We start from the raw sequence: 17,953 nt of genomic DNA on the forward strand, positions 1-17,953 counted from the left end.
GCTCACGCACCACTGCCACATTGTGGAAACAGGTAACGATAGCTATCGTTTCAGAAACAGCACGACACAGCCAAAGAAGGAGAGAAAGAAGACCCAAATACCCACTGAATAACACGAAAAGCTGGTCCAACGGGTGGGTCAGAATTCAATGCAAATCGTGGGTCAGGATTCCGTGCAAATCAACAGCGGGTTTCCACTATTGCTAGACCCTTAGGTCTTTCTAGGTGAGTGAATTCTCATGATGCCTTCATCACCAGTTTAGTGGCAATAGCATGTCTGAGGTAGGGGTACTTGACCTAAATTTCGATTGTCTCGACACGGAGGCTCCGGTGCTGGATGAAAAGTGGGACGAGCTCAGAATTCCTCGTGAGATTGCCATCTCATTTTGGGCAAAATTCGCACGCGCGGAATTCTCTCTTAAAGCCACCAGATTTGCTGCTGGCAATGAAGGTGGATCTGCGTATCCTGCGTGGGACAAGTTTGGCAGCGAGGTCGCAGCCGCGCTCGATCCGTGGGCGGATCCCGAGTTAGCCAAAGCAGTTAAATATCTGCTGGACAGGCCGCCGCGCAAACAGATTGTGCGAGGCGAGCGGGCATGCTTTGAAGATATCGCGTCTGCGGCTGGGCGAAGAACTGAAATTGAGTCCGCATTGGTTCTCATGCGCCGGGTTCGCAACAACCTGTTTCACGGAGGCAAGTATTTTGACCATGACGACGCCAATCGCGATTTGAACCTGATGAAGGCGTCAATGACGGTGCTCGAAGCGTGTGTCAATCAGATTGGTGACGTCAGACTGGCATATGAGACGGGCGACGCTTGAACGTTGTGCGGATTCAGGCATACAGGTGTTCGGCGGTAGGCCAGCGCCGAGATTTAGTTCTTTGGATATGTCAGGCATAGCCAAGAGGCCCTAAAGCGTCGAACGTGCGAAGACTAACCTGCGATTCTCGTCCTGAGTTCCGACGTGCGACCGGACCGACGGCAATTTTGCTATCTAGCTATTTTTTTCTCGCGATTCCTGCTGAAGACCGGCTCGTTGTTTACTCCTCCCAATAGAGAGCTTGGAGGTTGATATTGATAACGGCATTTCACATACCGTAGCGGTCAAGGTCATAGGTCATCTATTCGGGGTGTTCGCCGCCGCCTGCCCATTCACCCGTGATAAGCCAGTCTTCGAAATACCACAACCATTCGGCGGTCCACGCGATGTAGGTGTCGGCAAGCTTCATCGCATGATTCCATTCTCGGCCTTTTGGATACCACAGGCAGAGTTCTGTTCGACCATTCTCGTGGCTGTAGATATGGGGTGGCCGTTTCCCATGGGCCACAGCGACCAGGTCGGGTTTGATCACGTACAGTGATGGCCAGACGCCGCTGCGAGGCAAGACCAGTAGGCACCGGTAAAGCGGCGAGTACGCGGACGGTCCAATGGCGAACGAAAAACAGAGGTCCCGGCTGGGTCGCCAGAAGGTTTTTGATTCTGGCAGATGCAGACGACGAAGCTCGAGTTCTCGCTGGGCAAGCGTCGGACTACGCGGCGGCGGCGGTGCCATTACCTACCGAAGAATCTGTGCTGCCGCGACGGGATCACTAGGGGCGCTGGCGCCCCGGTGAACAGTCGCGCTTTTCCGGCCTCCCGTGTCGCTTGCTGCTCTGCGAACAGGGCATCGCGAACTCTGCGGGCAGACCTTGCGCCGAAGCCGTTTTCAACCGCGCTGACGACTTCGTTCATGCCGGCGCGCGCCTCAATGGCGTCGATGACCGCTTCGATGTCCTGCATGAGCTGCTCCATCCAGCGGTCGAAAGCGATCTGCCGCAGCGGGAGGTTCATCTCGGCCGCCAGGTTACTCTGCGGAGCCGCCGGATTGGGCAACCGCCATTCTTCGAGGCTCGCGCCAACCGGGATGCGTGCGAACAGTCTCGGCATTGTTTCGACCACATCAAGCAGCAGATCCAGTGGCGATGCGTGCGCCTGCGGCGCCTGAATTGCGTATGCCTGCGCGGCAAGCGTCGTGATGAATACCGAGCTCGGCCGCAGATCAACCGTCCCGGACTGCGGCCCGAACCGGAAGTTGCGATGCAGCTTGATGACCTGCACGAACCGGCACAGCAAGCGGTCAAAGACATCCCGTGCGTTCGGCAGCGGGACGATATCCGCCTTGCGCATCGAATCCATCGCGGCGGTCATTTTCTCCATCAAGGGGAATCTGGGAGAAATGGCAGCCGCCTCGTTGAAAAAGCGCGTGTAGCCGCGCGGATTGGTCGACTCAAAGCTCTTCAAGCCCCTGTCGGGAATCAGGCCATGGGTCTCGCCATAGCGGATGGAGACGCGGGGACTGTCTATGACAGGTGCAATGTCTGCGCACATACCGCCAGCGTAATGCAGCGTAACGCATCGGTCGTGGCGCTGCAATTCCAGTTGATGTGCCCGGGCGTAGTCTGCCAGCGCGGTCTGAATCTGGTTCAGCAGGCGTGCAGGGCCCTCGTAGTCGGAATATCTGGACCAGGCAGCTTCACTGAAGCGGGCGATCAGGTCGACATCAAACCCGTTGCGCGAGTCGTCAATCGGCTTGGTCAACGTTCCAAGTTGCCGGGACCCGTGTGGATGAATCTGGATCAGCGTCTCCGCGAATTCTTCGCGCGCCGAGAGAAACTCTGCGGTGCTCTCATATGATGACGTCAATGCGTCGAGCTGCGTCGTGGTCGGCGTCTGATGTTCTGCCATCGCGTCGACCAATGCGAAGAAGCGTGTGGACGCATCAGACGACAGGTTGTGCCGGCGCCGGATACTCACTTGGTCTCGAAGCATTGCTGACCTCTATGGGGACAAAATCGACTGTAAACTTCAATAAATTTTGACTAAGTGCAACTACATTTAGGGATGTGCTGCCGTAATTTTACCAAGTATAGTGGTATCGGCACAATTTGCATGCTGGAATTTGTTACCATGTGAAACGCGGCGTCGCCCGGGAACGCCGCTACACGAGAGGAAGCGAGCGCGGTGAATGAGATAGCCAGGCGGCAGAATGAAAAGCAGATGCTCGCGGTGGCGTGGGAGCGCCGGCGCGTCTACGATCGCGTCAAGGTAGTGCAGGGCATCCTCGTCATCGTGTCGCTTTTCATGCCGGTGCTGGGTGTGATCGTCGCAATCTGGGCACAGAGCCTGAAACCGTATGTGGCGCTCGCGTCGCTGATCGTCGGCTGCACGGATGCCGCATTTGTCGACCGGTGGATCAAGCGGCAGATGAAGGAGGGCGCACGGCTGCAGGAACACTTTGACTGTTCCGTCCTCGAGTTGCCGTGGAACAGATTCCTCTCCGGCTCGCCCATCGACGCGGAAGACATCGCTGCATATCGGCAAACGTGCCCACCGGGCGACGGCGGCGCGATGCGCGACTGGTACGCGCCCAGCGTTTCGCGACTGCCAGTGCCAGCAGCCCGTCTTGCATGTCAGCGCTCGAATCTTCGATACGATCTGAGGCTGCGGCGGCGATATTGCACGATTGTCACCATTGCGATGGTTGTGGTCGTGGTTGCGGCTTTCGCCATCGCGGTAGTCCAGAACCCGTCCATGTCCTCGTTCGTCCTGTCGGGTGCCGTGCCCGTGATGCCCTTGGTACTCTGGGGCGTGCGCGAACGCAACCGCCAGCTGGATGCCAGCGCCCTTGTGGAGCGTCTGAAGGCGCACGTTGAGAAACTTTGGGAAAGCGTGCTGGCGGGCGAGGGTGACAATGTGCTGACGATGAGCTCACGAGAGCTGCAGGACGCGATTTTCAGCCATCGGGTGTCCAGTCCGCTCGTCTTCAATTGGCTGTATAGCCGGCTGAGAAGTGGGCTCGAGCAACAGATGGCAGGCGGTGTCGAGCATTCGGTTGATGAGTTCAGGGCAAGCGCATCGCAGCGCAAAACGCAACATCTCCCAGACGCTTCGTAGTGGCCGCCTCGTGTGGACCAGGACGCGCCGGGACATGTCGCGCTGGACCGAAGCTCGCGCCTACGGCCGCACCTGTGACGGTTCTGCCGCATACAATTGGCTGCTTACGTCGATGACTGCCACGGCAATCTGCCAACGCCGCTCCTGCGGGACCAGTTCGGTGATCTGATCCAGCATCGCGGATGCTGATTCAGCGCGGGTAGCCCCCTTGGGATGCGCGGGTGCGGGCCTGTGCTTCAGGTTGCCGTACCAGAACACCGCGTACATTCCGTACCCGGCTGACCCCGGGTCGCGGGTGTACAGCCGGTCGAGCTGCGACACCGGGGCGGTCCAGACATCGGCGTGATAGTTCCGTTTGAGCTCCACGGGAATCCTGAGGTTGCGCCATATCGCCACGATGTCGGCCCGTTTGCCGTGGACCATGTGCCCCTCGGGCTCAACCGTGATCCCTTTCGGGTTGAGCCGTTCGCGCAGCAGATCAATCAGGACATCGCGGCCACTTTCCTCAGGTTTCGGTTCGGTGATCTTGCCATAGCCGTTCTCGTTCCAGAAGCGCTTGTAGATATTGTTGTTGGCGTTTGCGATCCGGTCACCAACGTCCTGCATCGTATCCACAAGCAGCGCATGAAAATCTGCGGCGCTGGCAGGCGCACCATTGGAGAGGGCGCTTACCGTCTCCGCCCAGTTCGGCTGCTGGTACTCGGCATCGCGCCTGCGTGCCCGTTGCTCGGCTGCGGCGTGTAACAGATGATCGCGATATGTGCCGAGCGAGGCGTCGGTCGAAAGGCGGCCGAGAGCAGCCGTGGCGTCCGCGGTGATGTCCAGCGCGATTTGATTAATGAGCCGCCTGACGAATTCCGCTCCGTCCCACAGATTGCGATCGCCGTGACTGCCGCCCTCCGGATGGGCAGCATTGGGAAAGTGACCGGCGGCCATGACGAGAAGGCGAGTCAGAACGGGGAGGGGAAGCATGCGGTTTTCACGGCGCGGCTGGGTGACATGGCCGGACAGATAGTCCCGCAGCGTCCAGACGAGACCGACATCTGTTGATGCTCGCGCGATAAATTCCGATTCCAGCAGGGCCGGTTGCAGCAGGAACGCCGTGACCTGCCAGTGAGGAAAGGCACGTGGCGGCAATGCCCCCTCTGACAGACGCGCCCTGGCGAGTGCGGTGAATCCGGCGTGCGTCGTCGCGTCGGTGAGCACGACTTCCATCAGCCGCTCGAGGAAGTGAGCAGGCAGATCTGGATAGTTGGAGAGCACCTCCATGGTCACGGAGGTCCGGCACCACGCGAATGCGTCCATGGAAAGCAGTTCGCCAAGCCCTTCTACGTGTTCGTGCCGGGCGGCCATGCCCAGCCTCGCAACCTCGAGATAGGTGTCGTGCGCAAGCGCCCGTTTCGTCGAAATGAGTGCGGCTTTCCATTCGAACGTTTTGCGGCGCGATGTATTGCCGTCCCGCTCACTTGTTGGGGAGACGAGATCCACTGCCAGCGCGGCAGCAAGAAGTGGCTCCGGCAGTCCTTCGAAGCTGGCTTCCAGGCCCCAGTGAGCGTCGAGTCCCGCGACGAGAGCCAGCCACCAAGTCGGTATACTCGCGCTCAGCGAAGCGTTACCGATGGCTGCGACATCAGGAATGTTCGTGCGTTCAAGTGCAGCGAGAAGTCCGGCGATGGCCGAATCAGCGAATGTGTCGCCGATGAAAGTAGCGAGTCGGCCGTGAGGTGAGAGGTTGTGGTCGATGTCGTGATATCTGCCGAGATAAACGTTGGCAACCCAAGCGATCCAACCCGACGCCAAACCGGACCGGATGGCCGCTTCGTGCCGCCCAAACTGCGCGATGAGATTCGCCCGCTCAATATCAGCCTGCTGGCGCCGCTCACGGCTGCGTCGGGCGTCGTTCCGTCTCCAGTCGAGAATTTCAGAAACGAGCATTGAATCTCTTCTTGCCTGCAGGTTCTTCTGCTCGCCGTAGTCAAAGAGGTATTCGAGGAATCCGGGCCGCTCCTGCGTTCGCGTGTACAACATCCACAGCGCGAGCTCGTATGCGACCGGCAGGCCGGTGTCTTCGGGAGCGCCAGTGCGAAGGACGCGCACGGCCGTGTCGAGAAAATCGATATGCTCGACTGTGCCGGCCGTCATCCTCTGGAGCCGTTGCAGGAGTAGAAAGACATTGGTATCGGCTGGGAGCGTGCGCAGCCCGTCCGCTACAGCGTTCAGGACGTCTGGCTTCCTCGCCGACAGGGCTTTCGCCAGGCCCGAATATGCCGTGAGTGAGGCCCGGTGGTCGCGCAATCCATCTAGCCAGTTCCAGAGGCTGTCAGGCGGAACCGGATGCCCACTTTTGAGCAGCCTGATGAGCATGAGGCTCAGAGCGTGCGACACGGGTGACTCGTTCTGTCGCAATGCGTCTGTTGCGTCCAGTTCGGCAGGTGTCCGCATGCCGAGAATCGCAGGTATATCCTGCAGCGGAACGGCGTCCGCAAGATGCCAGAGATAAAGCCGCCCGCGCAGAGACTCGTCGGTGCGTTCAATCGCTTCCAGCAGCGCAACCACATCAATTGCGTGAAAGAGCCGGCCATAGGCGAGCGCGATAACTTCAGCACGTAGTTGCAGGTCAGATGCGCCCCAGCTCAGATCGCGCGTGTATGCGCCGAGAACTGCGGCTTCGCCTTCCTGACCGCATTTCAGAAGCGCCGCTAGCGCATTTTCTCGCTCGAACGGCATGGCCCGGTTGTCAATCATGACAGCAGCGATATCGTCCGTCAGGGTGACATCCGGGGTGCCGGCAGCCAGTGCCTCCAGCACGAGCGGACGTACCGGGTTGTCTGGAGCACGAAGAATCGAACGAAATTCGTCGGTCATCTCCGCACCGGTCATACCACTCAGGCGCTCACTTGGCGGCCGGCCGTCTCCTGACAGAAACCACGGATCGTCTGCAGCCAGCGCCGCCAGTGCTCCCAGCAGACGGAGTCGGAGTGAGGGCGAGAGGGAGGCCGGATCGCCGTATGACAGGGCGCCGTAAGGGTCTGAGGCAACAAGCTGTTCGGCGAACCGGGGAGCGCGAACGGTCAGCCAGGCATGCAGGCCACGGAACTGTGAGACGGGGCGGCCGTCGTGTCCCAGCAGCGCACCCAGCCGCCGGAACGACAAGCCATCATTCAGCCGGGCAGCAAGCCATTCAGCCGCGAGAAATTCGGCGGTGGTGCGGTGCGCGTAGTCGACCGCGCCAAGCCCCGGGATCGCCGTGAAGACGCGGCGTCGCAGGGTCGCGTTGATGATCTGCACATCGAGGAACGGAATTTCAGTCGCGTCCGGATGACTTGCATCGCGGCTTGCGGGATCGAGGGCGAAACCCTCGACATCGCTGATGAGGCGGAGTGCGCAAAGCGCGCCCGCTGTCTGCCGGATCGTTTCAACCGGAAACTGATCACGGCGCGCGTGCTCGGAATTGTGCTCGGCGAGCCATAGCCGGGTCGACTGCTCGAACAGATCCGCACGCGTGGCTGGCCATACACCGTTCGTGACGGCGGTCGCCAGCATCTTGAGGTCCTGCGGGTTGCGTTTGAACTCGGCCAGTCCGTGTTCGTCGACCTCGGCGAGGAACCCCTCAATCCCCCACATGTCCATACCGTGCTCAGCGAGTACGGCCCGCTGTTCCTGTGCCGAAAGGGGGAACAGGCTGACAACAATCACCCCGCCATGGTCGTCAAAATATTGCCTGAACGCCTCAAGGTCGGAGTCTGCGAGCCAGTCCTGGGCGCGGCACGAGATGCGAACCCTGGCAGGCGCGCAGGCGAACAGCCGCCGGACAATCGCGTCGACCACTTCGTCGTCACCGCGGCCCGCGCGCCGCTCATCAAGCGCATCTATAAAAACGGTATCCGCACTCCAGTCAGACCGCGCGTTCAGAAAGCTCCGGACTGTCATGTAGTGACCACCGGTGGCCTGCGCTGCCGACCTGAAAAGATGGGTTTTGCCAGCGCCCGGGTCGCCAAGCAGCACGATGTTGGGAACCTCGCTAAGGGATGAGAAGTCCGCCTCGGCCCTCGGGTCATCGGGCTTCACCTTAGGAGAAAGCTGGAGAATCTTGCGGTCGTTCATGGTCGCGCAGTCAACATCGTGATCGGTTCGGGCGGGGATCGATACAGCTCCAGGTTCGGCGAATTGACTTGTCCGGGCGCCGCGGAGCCCCCGGATGAACCGGCCTCGTAGGCTTTGTCTGAAATTAGTCGAGGGAGATTACCTCTTTGGCTGATAGCGCGCCATAGGAAAACGGACCGTTCTCCCGACTGGGTGATTTGTGCTTGAGCGCCTACGCGACGAGGCTCCGTTCGCGATTTGGTACTGGCGGGCACCCGTTTCTGCCTGTTCGGCACCAGGGACGATAGTGGTGTCACCGCCACGATGATTTGGCCTGATGAGCAGCAGATCATCGACTGGGTAGGCAGTCATGCGCGCCATTAGGGCAGTTGCTTCTGCGTCCTTGTATCGGCAAGCATGATGCAGGAAAATGTATGATACAATTTTTTGTATGATGAGCTTGGTGCACCGTTCATGGAATCGCCGTTCGAAAGGATTGATGCGTTGCGATTGCTTCTGCTGTGGGAGGGCGAACTCAGCCGCTCCCGCCTGAAGCACCTCTTTAATCTCGGGGAGACGCGCGCGAGTCAGTGGGTGCGGGAGTTTCGCGACACATTTCCGCAATGGGTCGACTGGGATACGAGAGCGCGCCGTTATCGCGCCACGTTCGCGGCGTATCGGGACACGGAGCGGGACATGGCATCGTCGGGCGTGCGTGCGGCGTTGCTTACCCGCTACTTGGCGTTGACTGGGCTAACGCTTGACGATCCAGGCAGACGTGACGACGGCATTGCCTGGGCAACCTATCCGGAGCTATCCGCACCTGAACCGAAGGTATTTGCGACGCTGCGTTCCGCGATCGAAGGGCGTCGCGTCGTCGAAATTACGTATTGCTCCATGCGCAATCCGCAGCCTCACGAGCGGGTGATTGCGCCACATGGATTGATTCGCGCAGGCCGCAGATGGCATGTTCGGGCGTGGTGTGAAAACACGCAGACATTTCGGGATTTTGCGCTCGGACGGATTGCACGGGCTCAGATGTTAGAACGAGGCGCGACGCATGGCAGCGACGCAGACAACGCCTGGAGCACGGTGGTACCGGTCCGTTTGATTGGACATCCTGCCCTGTCCGAGGCGCAGGCATTGCTGATCCGAAACGAGTATTTCGGTGGCGCATCGAGTCGCGTGGACCATTGCAGGGGGTGTCTGGTGTCGTACTACCTGCAGGATCTCAGAGTTGCGGTCGACGTGCGCCGGGATAGCGCGCCCGAGTATCAACTTGCGGTCGATAACCTCGACCAGGTGCGACCTTGGCTATTTCCATGAGCACTGCCAATCTCGACATTCTGGCCGGTGCCGCAGCGTCGCAGCTCTTTCAGCGACTGCCGGACCGTCTCTTTGCCCCGCTTGCGGCTACCAATCGGCAACGGTATTGGACGCTGCTATGCCTGTTGCACAGGAAGCGGTTCGGGCCCGATGCTCCGCTTCCGCCAATGGACGGGTTCCCCGCCCGGGAGATCACGGCGGACATCGAGGAAGCACTCGCGGAAATGGACGATTGGCGCGACGACGAGGGCACGGCGCCGGTCACAGATCTGAATATCCGCGCAAACATGGTGCTGCAGGTCCTGGTCGACGCGGGATGGCTCAAGGTAGGCCGACAGGCATTCGAAAAGCGCCTGCTGATGGCGCCCGCCGTCAATCACTTCCTTTCTCAACTGGTCGCTTTTGCGGAAGCAGGGCCGGTGTTCGTAGCGGGCAAGATTCGCACGGTGGAAATGCATCTAAAGCAGGCCATCGAAAGCGGGGAAGGGTCTTCGCTGATGGAGGCCGCGGAAACCACTCGCAACCTACTCGAGCATGTTCGCAACACTGGCACCAGCATTCGCGACTTGATGGATCGTCTGGGCACCGATGTGCCAACCCGCGAATATGTCCGGATGTTTTTCAGCGAGTACATCGAGGAGGTTTTCATCGGCGACTACCGGCAACTGCGTACGCAGGATCACCCGCTCGCCCGGCGCAGTCAGATACTCGCCCAGGTCGATGCGATGTGTGTCAACGAGACATGTCGCGACGCATTGATTGCGTGGTACCAGACCCGCCGTGCCGAGGGCAATGTGCTGCGCGCCACGCGGATGTTCGAACGTGACGTGGATCGTCTTCATGAGCTATCGCGCATCGACGAGTATCTGGACCGCTTGGACGATGAAATCCGGCGCGCTAACAAGCGGGCTCTCGTCTATCTCGACTATCGCATTCGCTCGCTGCGCCCGTTGGACGAGGTCATCCAGACCACAATCCAGCAGATCACGCAGAGTTCCGCCAATAGTCACCGAACCGCCCTGGCGCCTGGGTATCTCATTTCACCGACGGCGCTTGCCGAACCTCGTCGTCCTATTGTTCGTGCTCCGGCGGACGCTTTACGCACGCGCTCACCCAGCTACGCGGATCTCGCTCGCGCCGAGCTACTAGTGCGCGCCCGAAACGCGCGCACGGTGACTTCCCCCAAATTGGCGGCATGGGTGCTCACATGGCTTGATGGCTCGGACCACCTGGAAAGCGAGGAGATTCCCATCGAGAGCATCGAGGCCCTGCGTGCCTGGCAGACGCTCTCGGCGTTGGCCCTGTCGATGAGTTCGAACTCTCGACACCTCTATGCTACGGCGACCTCCATGGCACGCGGTTTCCGAGTGGCGTTCAGCGATGCCGAAGAGCGAGCACACGAATATATCAGTGGCCAACCGTTCTCTGTCATTCGAACTAGGAGAAAAGTCTGATGGCGTTCTGGGATGACATTGCGGCTGGCTCGCGCGGGATGTACGGGGTATCCGATTTCGAGAGCGCCGCGTACCGCCTTGTGGCAGAGCAGGTTTTGTATCACTCGGACATGCGCGCACGGTCCGACTACAACCTGGTGGAGCACTACGAGCGCGACTTTCGGCGTGCGCTGGATATCGTGGGCGTCGACGTCGAAGTCAACCGGCAACTCCGATATGCGTGCGCGGTACCGCGCAACGGCCGGAGCACGGTCGCCACAACCAACCAGACGCTACTCGCGCTGGTTCTGCGGGCCATCTATGATGACGCGGCCCGGCGTGGTGACCTGACGGATGACGGTGAAGTCGTCTGCGATATCGTCGAGCTTGCTCAGCGGTACACCCTTATGACGCAACGCGAGCTTCCCGCGAAAGGCGAGTTCGATGCGGCAGTCAAGATGTTGCAGCGATGGGGCATTGCACGGCATCTGGCCGACCCGGAACATGACGGAGGCACGATGGGTACCGTCGGCCATCCAGGCGCGTTGGCGATTCGGCCCGCCATCGTTCAGTTGCTCGGGGAGACCGCGCTGGCGCGGCTTGCAGCATGGTCTAAACCATCAGGCGACACGGCTCAATGGGCAGACGCCTCCGTAGTGGGCCACGAAGATGATATTGCCGATGGTGACGCCGACGAAGAGGGAATCGAAGAATGACTATTTCATTACATGCTGTTCATGTCGTGCAATTTTTCATGTTCGATGCGAAGACCATTGAAATAGCCGACATCTCAGGTATCTTCGGACCGAACGGCAGCGGTAAAAGCTCGCTGGTGGACGCGGTGCAGATCGCCATGTTGGGAGCGAACCAGCGCCTCGCCGCATTGAACGCGCAAGCCGACGAGAGCAACAAGACGACGCGGTCTATTCGGAGCTATTGCCTCGGGCAATACGGAGAAACGGCTGAGCAGCGGGTGCGTGATCATGCGACGACATACATCACGCTCGTATGGCGGGACGACGAGGCGCGCACGTCGGTATCGATGGGCGTGTGTATCTACGCGTCGAGCGACACGGAAGAGCACGAGGTTCGGGGCCTTTATCTCGTGCCGGGGATCGAACTGAGCTTGGGTGACCATTTGTCGCTGGAAGGAGGCGAGCGGCGCCCAAGAGACTGGAAGACGTTCCGGGCGGATCTGATTCGACGAGCGAAGGCCGCCAGCGACGACGAGGTTCTATATTCCACCTCGAAGAGCTATGTTCGCGCTGTGCTTACACGTTTGCGCGGCGACGGTGGTATCCCTGACCACGAGGCATTTCAGCGCGCCTTCCGGTTTGCGCTGCGTATGCGTTTTGATAAACCTGTCGACCAAATCGTTCGGGACGAAGTCCTGGAGGCGCGTCCGACCAATATCAAGCGATTTCGTGAGATCACCGATACTTTCCTAAAACTGAAAATCCTGGTGGAGAAGGTTTCGGCGCAAATTGACGCGGGTGCGCAGGTTCTCGGGCATCTCGACAAGGCAGCGGAACAAGAACGGCAGGCTCAGACATGGCAGGTCCTTCGGCAGGATGTGGAGACCGAACAGGCCCAGGATGTCGCCAACCAGGCCAGAACGAAGGCGCGCGAAGCGCAGGATGCGCTCGAAATCCTCCAGGAAGAACTCGCCGAGCAGCAGCGCGCGGTTGAGGAGGCGGTGAGGGCACGATTGGCGGCGGTCGAGCAGCGAGACGGACACACCGCGCATCAGCACCATGGCGTGCTGCAAAGTGCCGTCCAGACGAACGAGGCAGCCTCTCGAGAGCGCCTCGGTTACCTTTCGGGTTTGCTCGCTGAAATCGCGAAGGTCTTTCGGAACGCATCGCGGTCCGCGCATCTCGGATCGCTCGCCCCCGCGCTCCAGCGCGAATGTGATGCACTCGTCGGTATGAGCGGCCAGATTGCACTGGGCATGGACATTGAGTCGATTGCCGCACGTTTGAAGTCGGCGCTGCAGGTTGCACATGCCGCATGGGATGCGCTGATTCAGAGCGGGCGCCACTTGTCCGCCGAGATCGACGAACTCAATAGCCTGAAGTCAGGGCTGGAAGCAGACCTTGAGCGTGCGAAAGAAGGGCATGTCCAACTCTCCGACAAGGTTCGTCGACTACGCTCGGAACTCCGCGAACATGGCATTGACTCCACCCCCGTTTGTGATGTCATTCGGGTCACCGATCCAGATTGGGAACGGGTGGTGGAATCGTATCTTGGCCTGTCCAATCTGGAGGCGCTCATTGTCGAAGAGCGGCATGAGAAAAAAGCGTTCGAACTGTATCGCCGAATGTCAGGACGCGGCGCGGTATACGGTGCGAAGATTGTCATGTCGAGCCGTTTCTCGGCGCCAAAGTCCGTGGGAGCAGGCACCGTCGCTGAGTTAATCGAAGGTGATCTGCCGGTCGCGGTAGCGTTCGTCCGCAATCTGTTCCGGGACATTCAGTGCGTGAGTACGAGCGACGAAGCAATGGGTGGCGGACGGACGCTCACAACCGATGGCATGCTCACAGGCAAGGGAACGATGGAACGGCTTGCCCCACTTCAGGAGCGTCGGCTGGGCGTTCGTGGCGAAGAGCAAAAGGCAGGAATCGAACTAGCTTTGCGCGAGTGCCGTACTGATCTTGCCCGCAAGACCGGCGAGCGGTCATCGCTCGATGCGTTCGAGCGTATGCTGCGAGAGATTCCACCCGAGTCCCGCGCCATCAAGGACATCCGGGATGGTTACGCCAGTGCCATCGAGTCCCAGACCCGGGCAGACGAGTATGCCGCACAGTTGCGCAAGCTGTCGGACGAAGATTATCTGGCGCTCTGCGAGCGTGTCAGGCTATGGGAAACTGAGGAAGGGAAGTTGCGCAATGCCCAGACGGAATTGTTGCGTAAGGAGGGCGCTGCAGGGCTGAACGTTGAGCACCTCGAGCTAGCGGCAAAGAGGGCGGAGGCTGCCGCCGACGAGCTCAGGATCAAGCTCAATCAAGCTCGCCAGAGCCCATTGTTCGACAGCGTGTACGCTGACGAACAATGGGACCGCTTACTGGATAAATTTCCGCCGGGCGACTACGCCCGGATGATCGACGATTGCAGGAGTCGAGCGAGGAACCTCGAAACTCGCCAGCAAACCGAGATAAATCGTGGCATGGCGTTGCTTGGAACGTTTCTCACCGACTATCGGGAGCAGCTTGATGAGCGTACTGGGGGAGACTGGCAGCTCGCTCGCGAGTGGGTGAAGACTCGCGTCGACCATTTGCGTGGCACCCAATTGGTTGAACATCAGGCGGAGATGGAAGAAGCGTATCGCGCATCACAGGAAACCTTCCGGACCGACGTCGCCGTGGCACTGGCGAACAATCTGGCATGGCTGGAAGACACGATCGACCGCCTCAACAGCGTCCTGAAGACCTGCCCGGTGTTTTCCAATGGCGAGCGCTATCAGTTCGTCCGCGTCCCTCGTTCAGAAAACGAGAAACTGCTCAAATTCATCAAGGATATCGCGGCGTATGGTCCAGATGACACCTTATTGGGCAGCGCTGGCGAGATTCCAGAGCAGTTCAAGACACTGCTCGAGGAAAAGTCCACACCTGGAGCTGGCAGTGCGCGCACGGCGCTTGATGACTATCGCGAATTCTTCATGTTCGATATCGAGATTCAGCGGGAAGATCCCGAAACACGAAAGACGAAGACGATTGGGCACTTGAGCAAGCGAATCGGTCCGGGCTCGGGCGGCGAGCATCGAGCACCGCTCTACGTGATCGCTGGGGCCGCGCTCGCCTCTGCGTACCGTCTGAGTCGCGTTTACCGCAATGGCATCCGGCTTATTCTGCTCGACGAAGCGTTTCATCGGATGGACCAGACGAACATTACGGCGACCATGCGTTATTTTGAAGACCTCGGCCTGCAGGTGTTCCTCGCCAGCCCGGGGGAGAATCTCGGCATTCTGACCGCATTCCTGCATCGATACTATGACATCGTGCGCGATCCGGAAAACAACGTCGTGATGCTGACGGGTCACGATGTAGACGAGGAGGCGCGCGAGCTGATGCGCTCGGACCAACTCGAGTTTCACCCTGAATTGCTGGAAGCCGAGATCGCGAGGATTCGAGCCGAGCGTTCGGTGGCTGCGTCACCAACTGCAGCGGAATAACGAATATGGACGCCCTAGCGACTATGCTGTTGACGAAGCTGCTCGCCACTGGCGAGATGGTGTCGGCAGGCCGGCGTACCCGAGCAGCCTCCCTGACTGGCAGTGCGCTCAAACCTTACTCCGAAAGCCGTCATTTGCTCGAGCGCGAATCCTTCGAGGCAGCTGTGCGTGCGGCGGCAGATGCCGGAGCGGTTGCGCTTGAATATGAAAAAGGCCTGGGCAGCGACCGTCCCATCGTTCGAATCACCTTGCTGGATGTTGATGCTTTAGCGATCTTCCTTGGCCAGCCGACCCGACATTCGATCGCGGCCCAGGCGCGCGCATCTCTTGCGGGTTGGTTCGAGACTTTTCCCGTCCTCGAGTCGGTTTTTTCACGATGGGAAAGCTTGTACAAGGTTCGCGGAATCGGGCCGGAGAGGGCGATGGATTGGGCTGATGCCGCTGCGGTGATCGTTCATATGACACACGACACGCGCGTGCGCGAAGAAGATCTTCCCATACGTGAGGTGAGCGCAAAACTGTTTCTCGACAGCAAACGGATCGAGCAGCTAACAGCTCCGCTCGATGTGCTGCTGTCGGGCGATATCGAAGCAGAGCCGCGCGTCCCGTCGGATGTCTGGGCGGAGGTAGGGTTGCGGCGAGAGGACCAGCCCGTTCGTCTTGCGGGGGCGGTCGTGGTGCGGCGTCAGCGGGTGAGTGCGTTGCTCGACACACCGTACGGCGCCTTTCCTGCTCCGACTGTCTTGGGTATTGATGGTGCACCGGCGTTCGTGCTGACCATTGAAAATCAGACGACGTTTTACAGCGAGGCGAAGCGCCGGGCTGACGATAATGTGCTGCTCATCTACACTGCGGGCATGCCGTCGCCCGCCTGGCGCGCGATGTACGAGCGACTGCTCGCTGATTTACCATCTGGTACGCCGGTACTGCACTGGGGCGACGTAGATGAGGGGGGATTCCGGATCGCGGCGAACGTCGCTGAAGCTGCCCGACGCGCTGGGCATGTGTTGCAGCCTTATAGAATGAGTCCGGCAGACATCCCGGAGGACCGGCGGCGCCCAGTCGCCGGCGGCCAGGCCGGACGCATGCGGGCGTTTGCAGCCAAAGCTGGCTGGGCCGAGTTGGCAGTTGTGCTTGCCGAGTCGGAATTTACCGCGGAGCAAGAGGTTCTGGATTGAGGGCATCCAGCTTGGCGGGCAAGTACTTTCCAATCCTGAAAGGTGCCTGAATCTGTAGGTGGTGCAGGGTTTATCCTCTCGACGGCCGTTGGCATGTTTCGCCGAATCGTGTGTGATTCGCACACTGAAAGCAAGCGTACTTCCTCGCCGTCACGGCGCAGCGGCGACGGCGTGTATTCTGACATGTCTCCAAGGTGCGATGCTCGACGGTGGGTCCGCGCACAGCGAGCCGCTGGCGGCGTCAGCTCTTTGACGCCGCTTTTGCATCCAGAAAGTGGCGTGAATTTATGTTTTACGTTTGATCACTTCTGACCTGGCTTGATCCAAACGGATCTTCATAAGCTCGATTTCATCAAATATCTTGTATTTCGCTGGTTTGCTAACTCTGTTTAATCTTTCGATCAATCTCGATAGCATCCAGACGCAGCCAGAAAATAAGGCAACAGATTCAAGAAAAACGACAATGTTGGCTGCTTTCTCAAGCGGCGAAGCGTGCGGCCCGATTGTCAAGGCGCCGACCATTGCTACTGCGCCCCCAAATACCAAGATCGCAGCGAAAATTATATCCCTCAATGTATCGGCCACCAGCGAGGACGAATTTTCAAGATATTGCAGCGTTCGGTTTTGAAGTTCAAAAAAATTTTACCTTCATATTGCGATATTTATTGAATTCTCGTTTTTTCACAAATTTTAATATTGTCGGGAGAATTTTTGCGACACCAAAAATGGGTCCAATCGCAGCCGCATAATGATTCATCGTTTGCACGTCAATAAACGTCATGTCAGTCTCTCGCACTGCTTTGTTGTTAAGTGGGGTCCTGCTCGACGGAGATTAAAGTATTCAATTAGCCTAAGAAACGGCGAAAGAGCGCCTATCTAAGGGGGCTTTCTGAGTGTGACATTCCAAGTGCAGCCGGATCGCCACACTTCGGCCAGCCCGCTTGGGAGAATTTCCCCAACGGACGCATCAGCTACAGCGGTACTCGCCAGTGTCGTCGTACCGCATCCATCCTAACGTGGCGATTGCCTGTACGCGTTCTCGGTGTCTCAAAATCCCGCAAGACGGACTTTACTCCGCGGTAGGATCTCTGACAAAACTCGCCCATATTCGCGTTTTTGTTCCGAAGCACCGTGCTCGGCAGCAAATCGGTGAATGACGAATGGGTCAGAACGGCCGCGTAGCAAACTTGTGAATGTGCGATTCGACGGGGCAAGTTTGTGAATTTCGAAGGAAAACCTACCCGCATTCACACTTTAACTCCGAAGCACTCTAAACTCGGCACAAAGTTGCGGCGCAGGGTTTCGCGGCGTTTAGCACCCAAAAAGTGCCAAATTTAGTTCCCCGCGCTCTTTCGACGGCAAACCGCACATTTATGCTCCGGCGCACTGCACTGACGTACAGAAATGCCGGGGGAAATGTCGGCAGGTTCATTGATAGACAGAAATCCATATGGAAAGAGACGAAACTGCCTCTTTTTGTCATTTCCACCCTGATTTCTGTACAAACAGCCTGAATTACCACCCACACTTCTGTCCCGTCGATAACTTGATATGAAATCGCCTCGGCGCGTTTTCTCCACCTAAAGCATGATTTATTGGCTGCGAGGCGCCGATGCGGCAATTTCGGAGGGCATTAGGTGGATTTCGGGCGAATTTCATATCAACTTTGCGTTGATCCTCTAACACGACATCTGAATTTTGGACTCACAAATTTTGTCGAGGCCAGATTGAAATGTCCGGTTTCTGGCTAGATAGAAATGTCCGGTTTCACATTGGTTTTGGTCCTGTTTCTTTTTATGTTTGTGGGTTGGGGCGGCGCAGCCGCCC

At 58.8% G+C, this 17,953-nt stretch carries 10 protein-coding genes and 1 pseudogene; 8 read left to right on the forward strand and 3 right to left on the reverse strand.

Annotation, left to right across the window (positions count from 1 at the left end):
* Both G3N58_RS31205 and G3N58_RS31210 read left to right on the forward strand, forming a co-directional pair.
* Positions 1 to 112, forward strand: a pseudogene (locus G3N58_RS31205) (ATP-binding protein); the annotation flags it as partial.
* A 217-nt stretch (positions 113 to 329) separates the two neighbouring features.
* A complete protein-coding gene (locus tag G3N58_RS31210) occupies positions 330 to 821 on the forward strand; it encodes a hypothetical protein (protein WP_167285034.1) in 492 nt (163 codons plus the stop codon).
* Positions 822 to 1,553: 732 nt separating this feature from the next.
* On the opposite strand, the gene G3N58_RS31220 is transcribed toward G3N58_RS31210, so the two are convergent.
* Entirely contained in the window at positions 1,554 to 2,795 is a 1,242-nt protein-coding gene (locus G3N58_RS31220; protein ID WP_345889924.1) for a nucleotidyltransferase, read from the reverse strand.
* 207 nt (positions 2,796 to 3,002) lie between these two features.
* Between G3N58_RS31220 and G3N58_RS31225 the strand changes: the two genes are divergently transcribed.
* Positions 3,003 to 3,935, forward strand: a complete 933-nt coding sequence (locus G3N58_RS31225) for an S-4TM family putative pore-forming effector (protein WP_167285039.1) — start codon at positions 3,003 to 3,005, stop codon at positions 3,933 to 3,935.
* Positions 3,936 to 3,995: 60 nt separating this feature from the next.
* Here the strand turns inward: G3N58_RS31225 and G3N58_RS31230 are convergent, their stop codons facing one another.
* Entirely contained in the window at positions 3,996 to 8,039 is a 4,044-nt protein-coding gene (locus G3N58_RS31230; RefSeq protein WP_167285041.1) for a hypothetical protein, read from the reverse strand.
* A gap of 453 nt (positions 8,040 to 8,492) precedes the next feature.
* Here G3N58_RS31230 and G3N58_RS31235 point away from each other — a divergent pair, with 453 nt between their 5' ends.
* From G3N58_RS31235 to G3N58_RS31255, 5 genes are read left to right on the forward strand one after another with little or no spacing between them, the layout of a single operon-like run.
* Positions 8,493 to 9,344: a WYL domain-containing protein gene (locus G3N58_RS31235; RefSeq protein WP_167285042.1), complete on the forward strand. Its 852-nt coding sequence runs from the start codon at positions 8,493 to 8,495 to the stop codon at positions 9,342 to 9,344.
* On the forward strand, positions 9,341 to 10,798 hold the full coding sequence (locus G3N58_RS31240; RefSeq protein WP_167285044.1) for a Wadjet anti-phage system protein JetA family protein: 1,458 nt from the start codon (positions 9,341 to 9,343) through the stop codon (positions 10,796 to 10,798). Before G3N58_RS31235 ends, G3N58_RS31240 begins: the two co-directional genes overlap by 4 nt.
* Entirely contained in the window at positions 10,798 to 11,493 is a 696-nt protein-coding gene (locus G3N58_RS31245; protein WP_167285045.1) for a DUF4194 domain-containing protein, read from the forward strand. Before G3N58_RS31240 ends, G3N58_RS31245 begins: the two co-directional genes overlap by 1 nt.
* Entirely contained in the window at positions 11,490 to 14,948 is a 3,459-nt protein-coding gene (locus tag G3N58_RS31250; RefSeq protein ID WP_206001105.1) for an SbcC/MukB-like Walker B domain-containing protein, read from the forward strand. Before G3N58_RS31245 ends, G3N58_RS31250 begins: the two co-directional genes overlap by 4 nt.
* A 5-nt stretch (positions 14,949 to 14,953) precedes the next feature.
* A complete protein-coding gene (locus G3N58_RS31255; protein ID WP_206001106.1) occupies positions 14,954 to 16,126 on the forward strand; it encodes a DUF2399 domain-containing protein in 1,173 nt (390 codons plus the stop codon).
* 285 nt (positions 16,127 to 16,411) lie between these two features.
* On the opposite strand, the gene G3N58_RS31260 is transcribed toward G3N58_RS31255, so the two are convergent.
* Positions 16,412 to 16,711 carry a hypothetical protein gene (locus G3N58_RS31260; RefSeq protein WP_206001107.1) on the reverse strand — a complete coding sequence of 100 codons (300 nt, stop codon included), beginning with the start codon at positions 16,709 to 16,711 and terminating at the stop codon, positions 16,412 to 16,414.
* Positions 16,712 to 17,953 lie beyond the last annotated feature (1,242 nt).

Source organism: Paraburkholderia sp. Ac-20342, assembly GCF_017104985.1.
Taxonomy (GTDB): domain Bacteria; phylum Pseudomonadota; class Gammaproteobacteria; order Burkholderiales; family Burkholderiaceae; genus Paraburkholderia.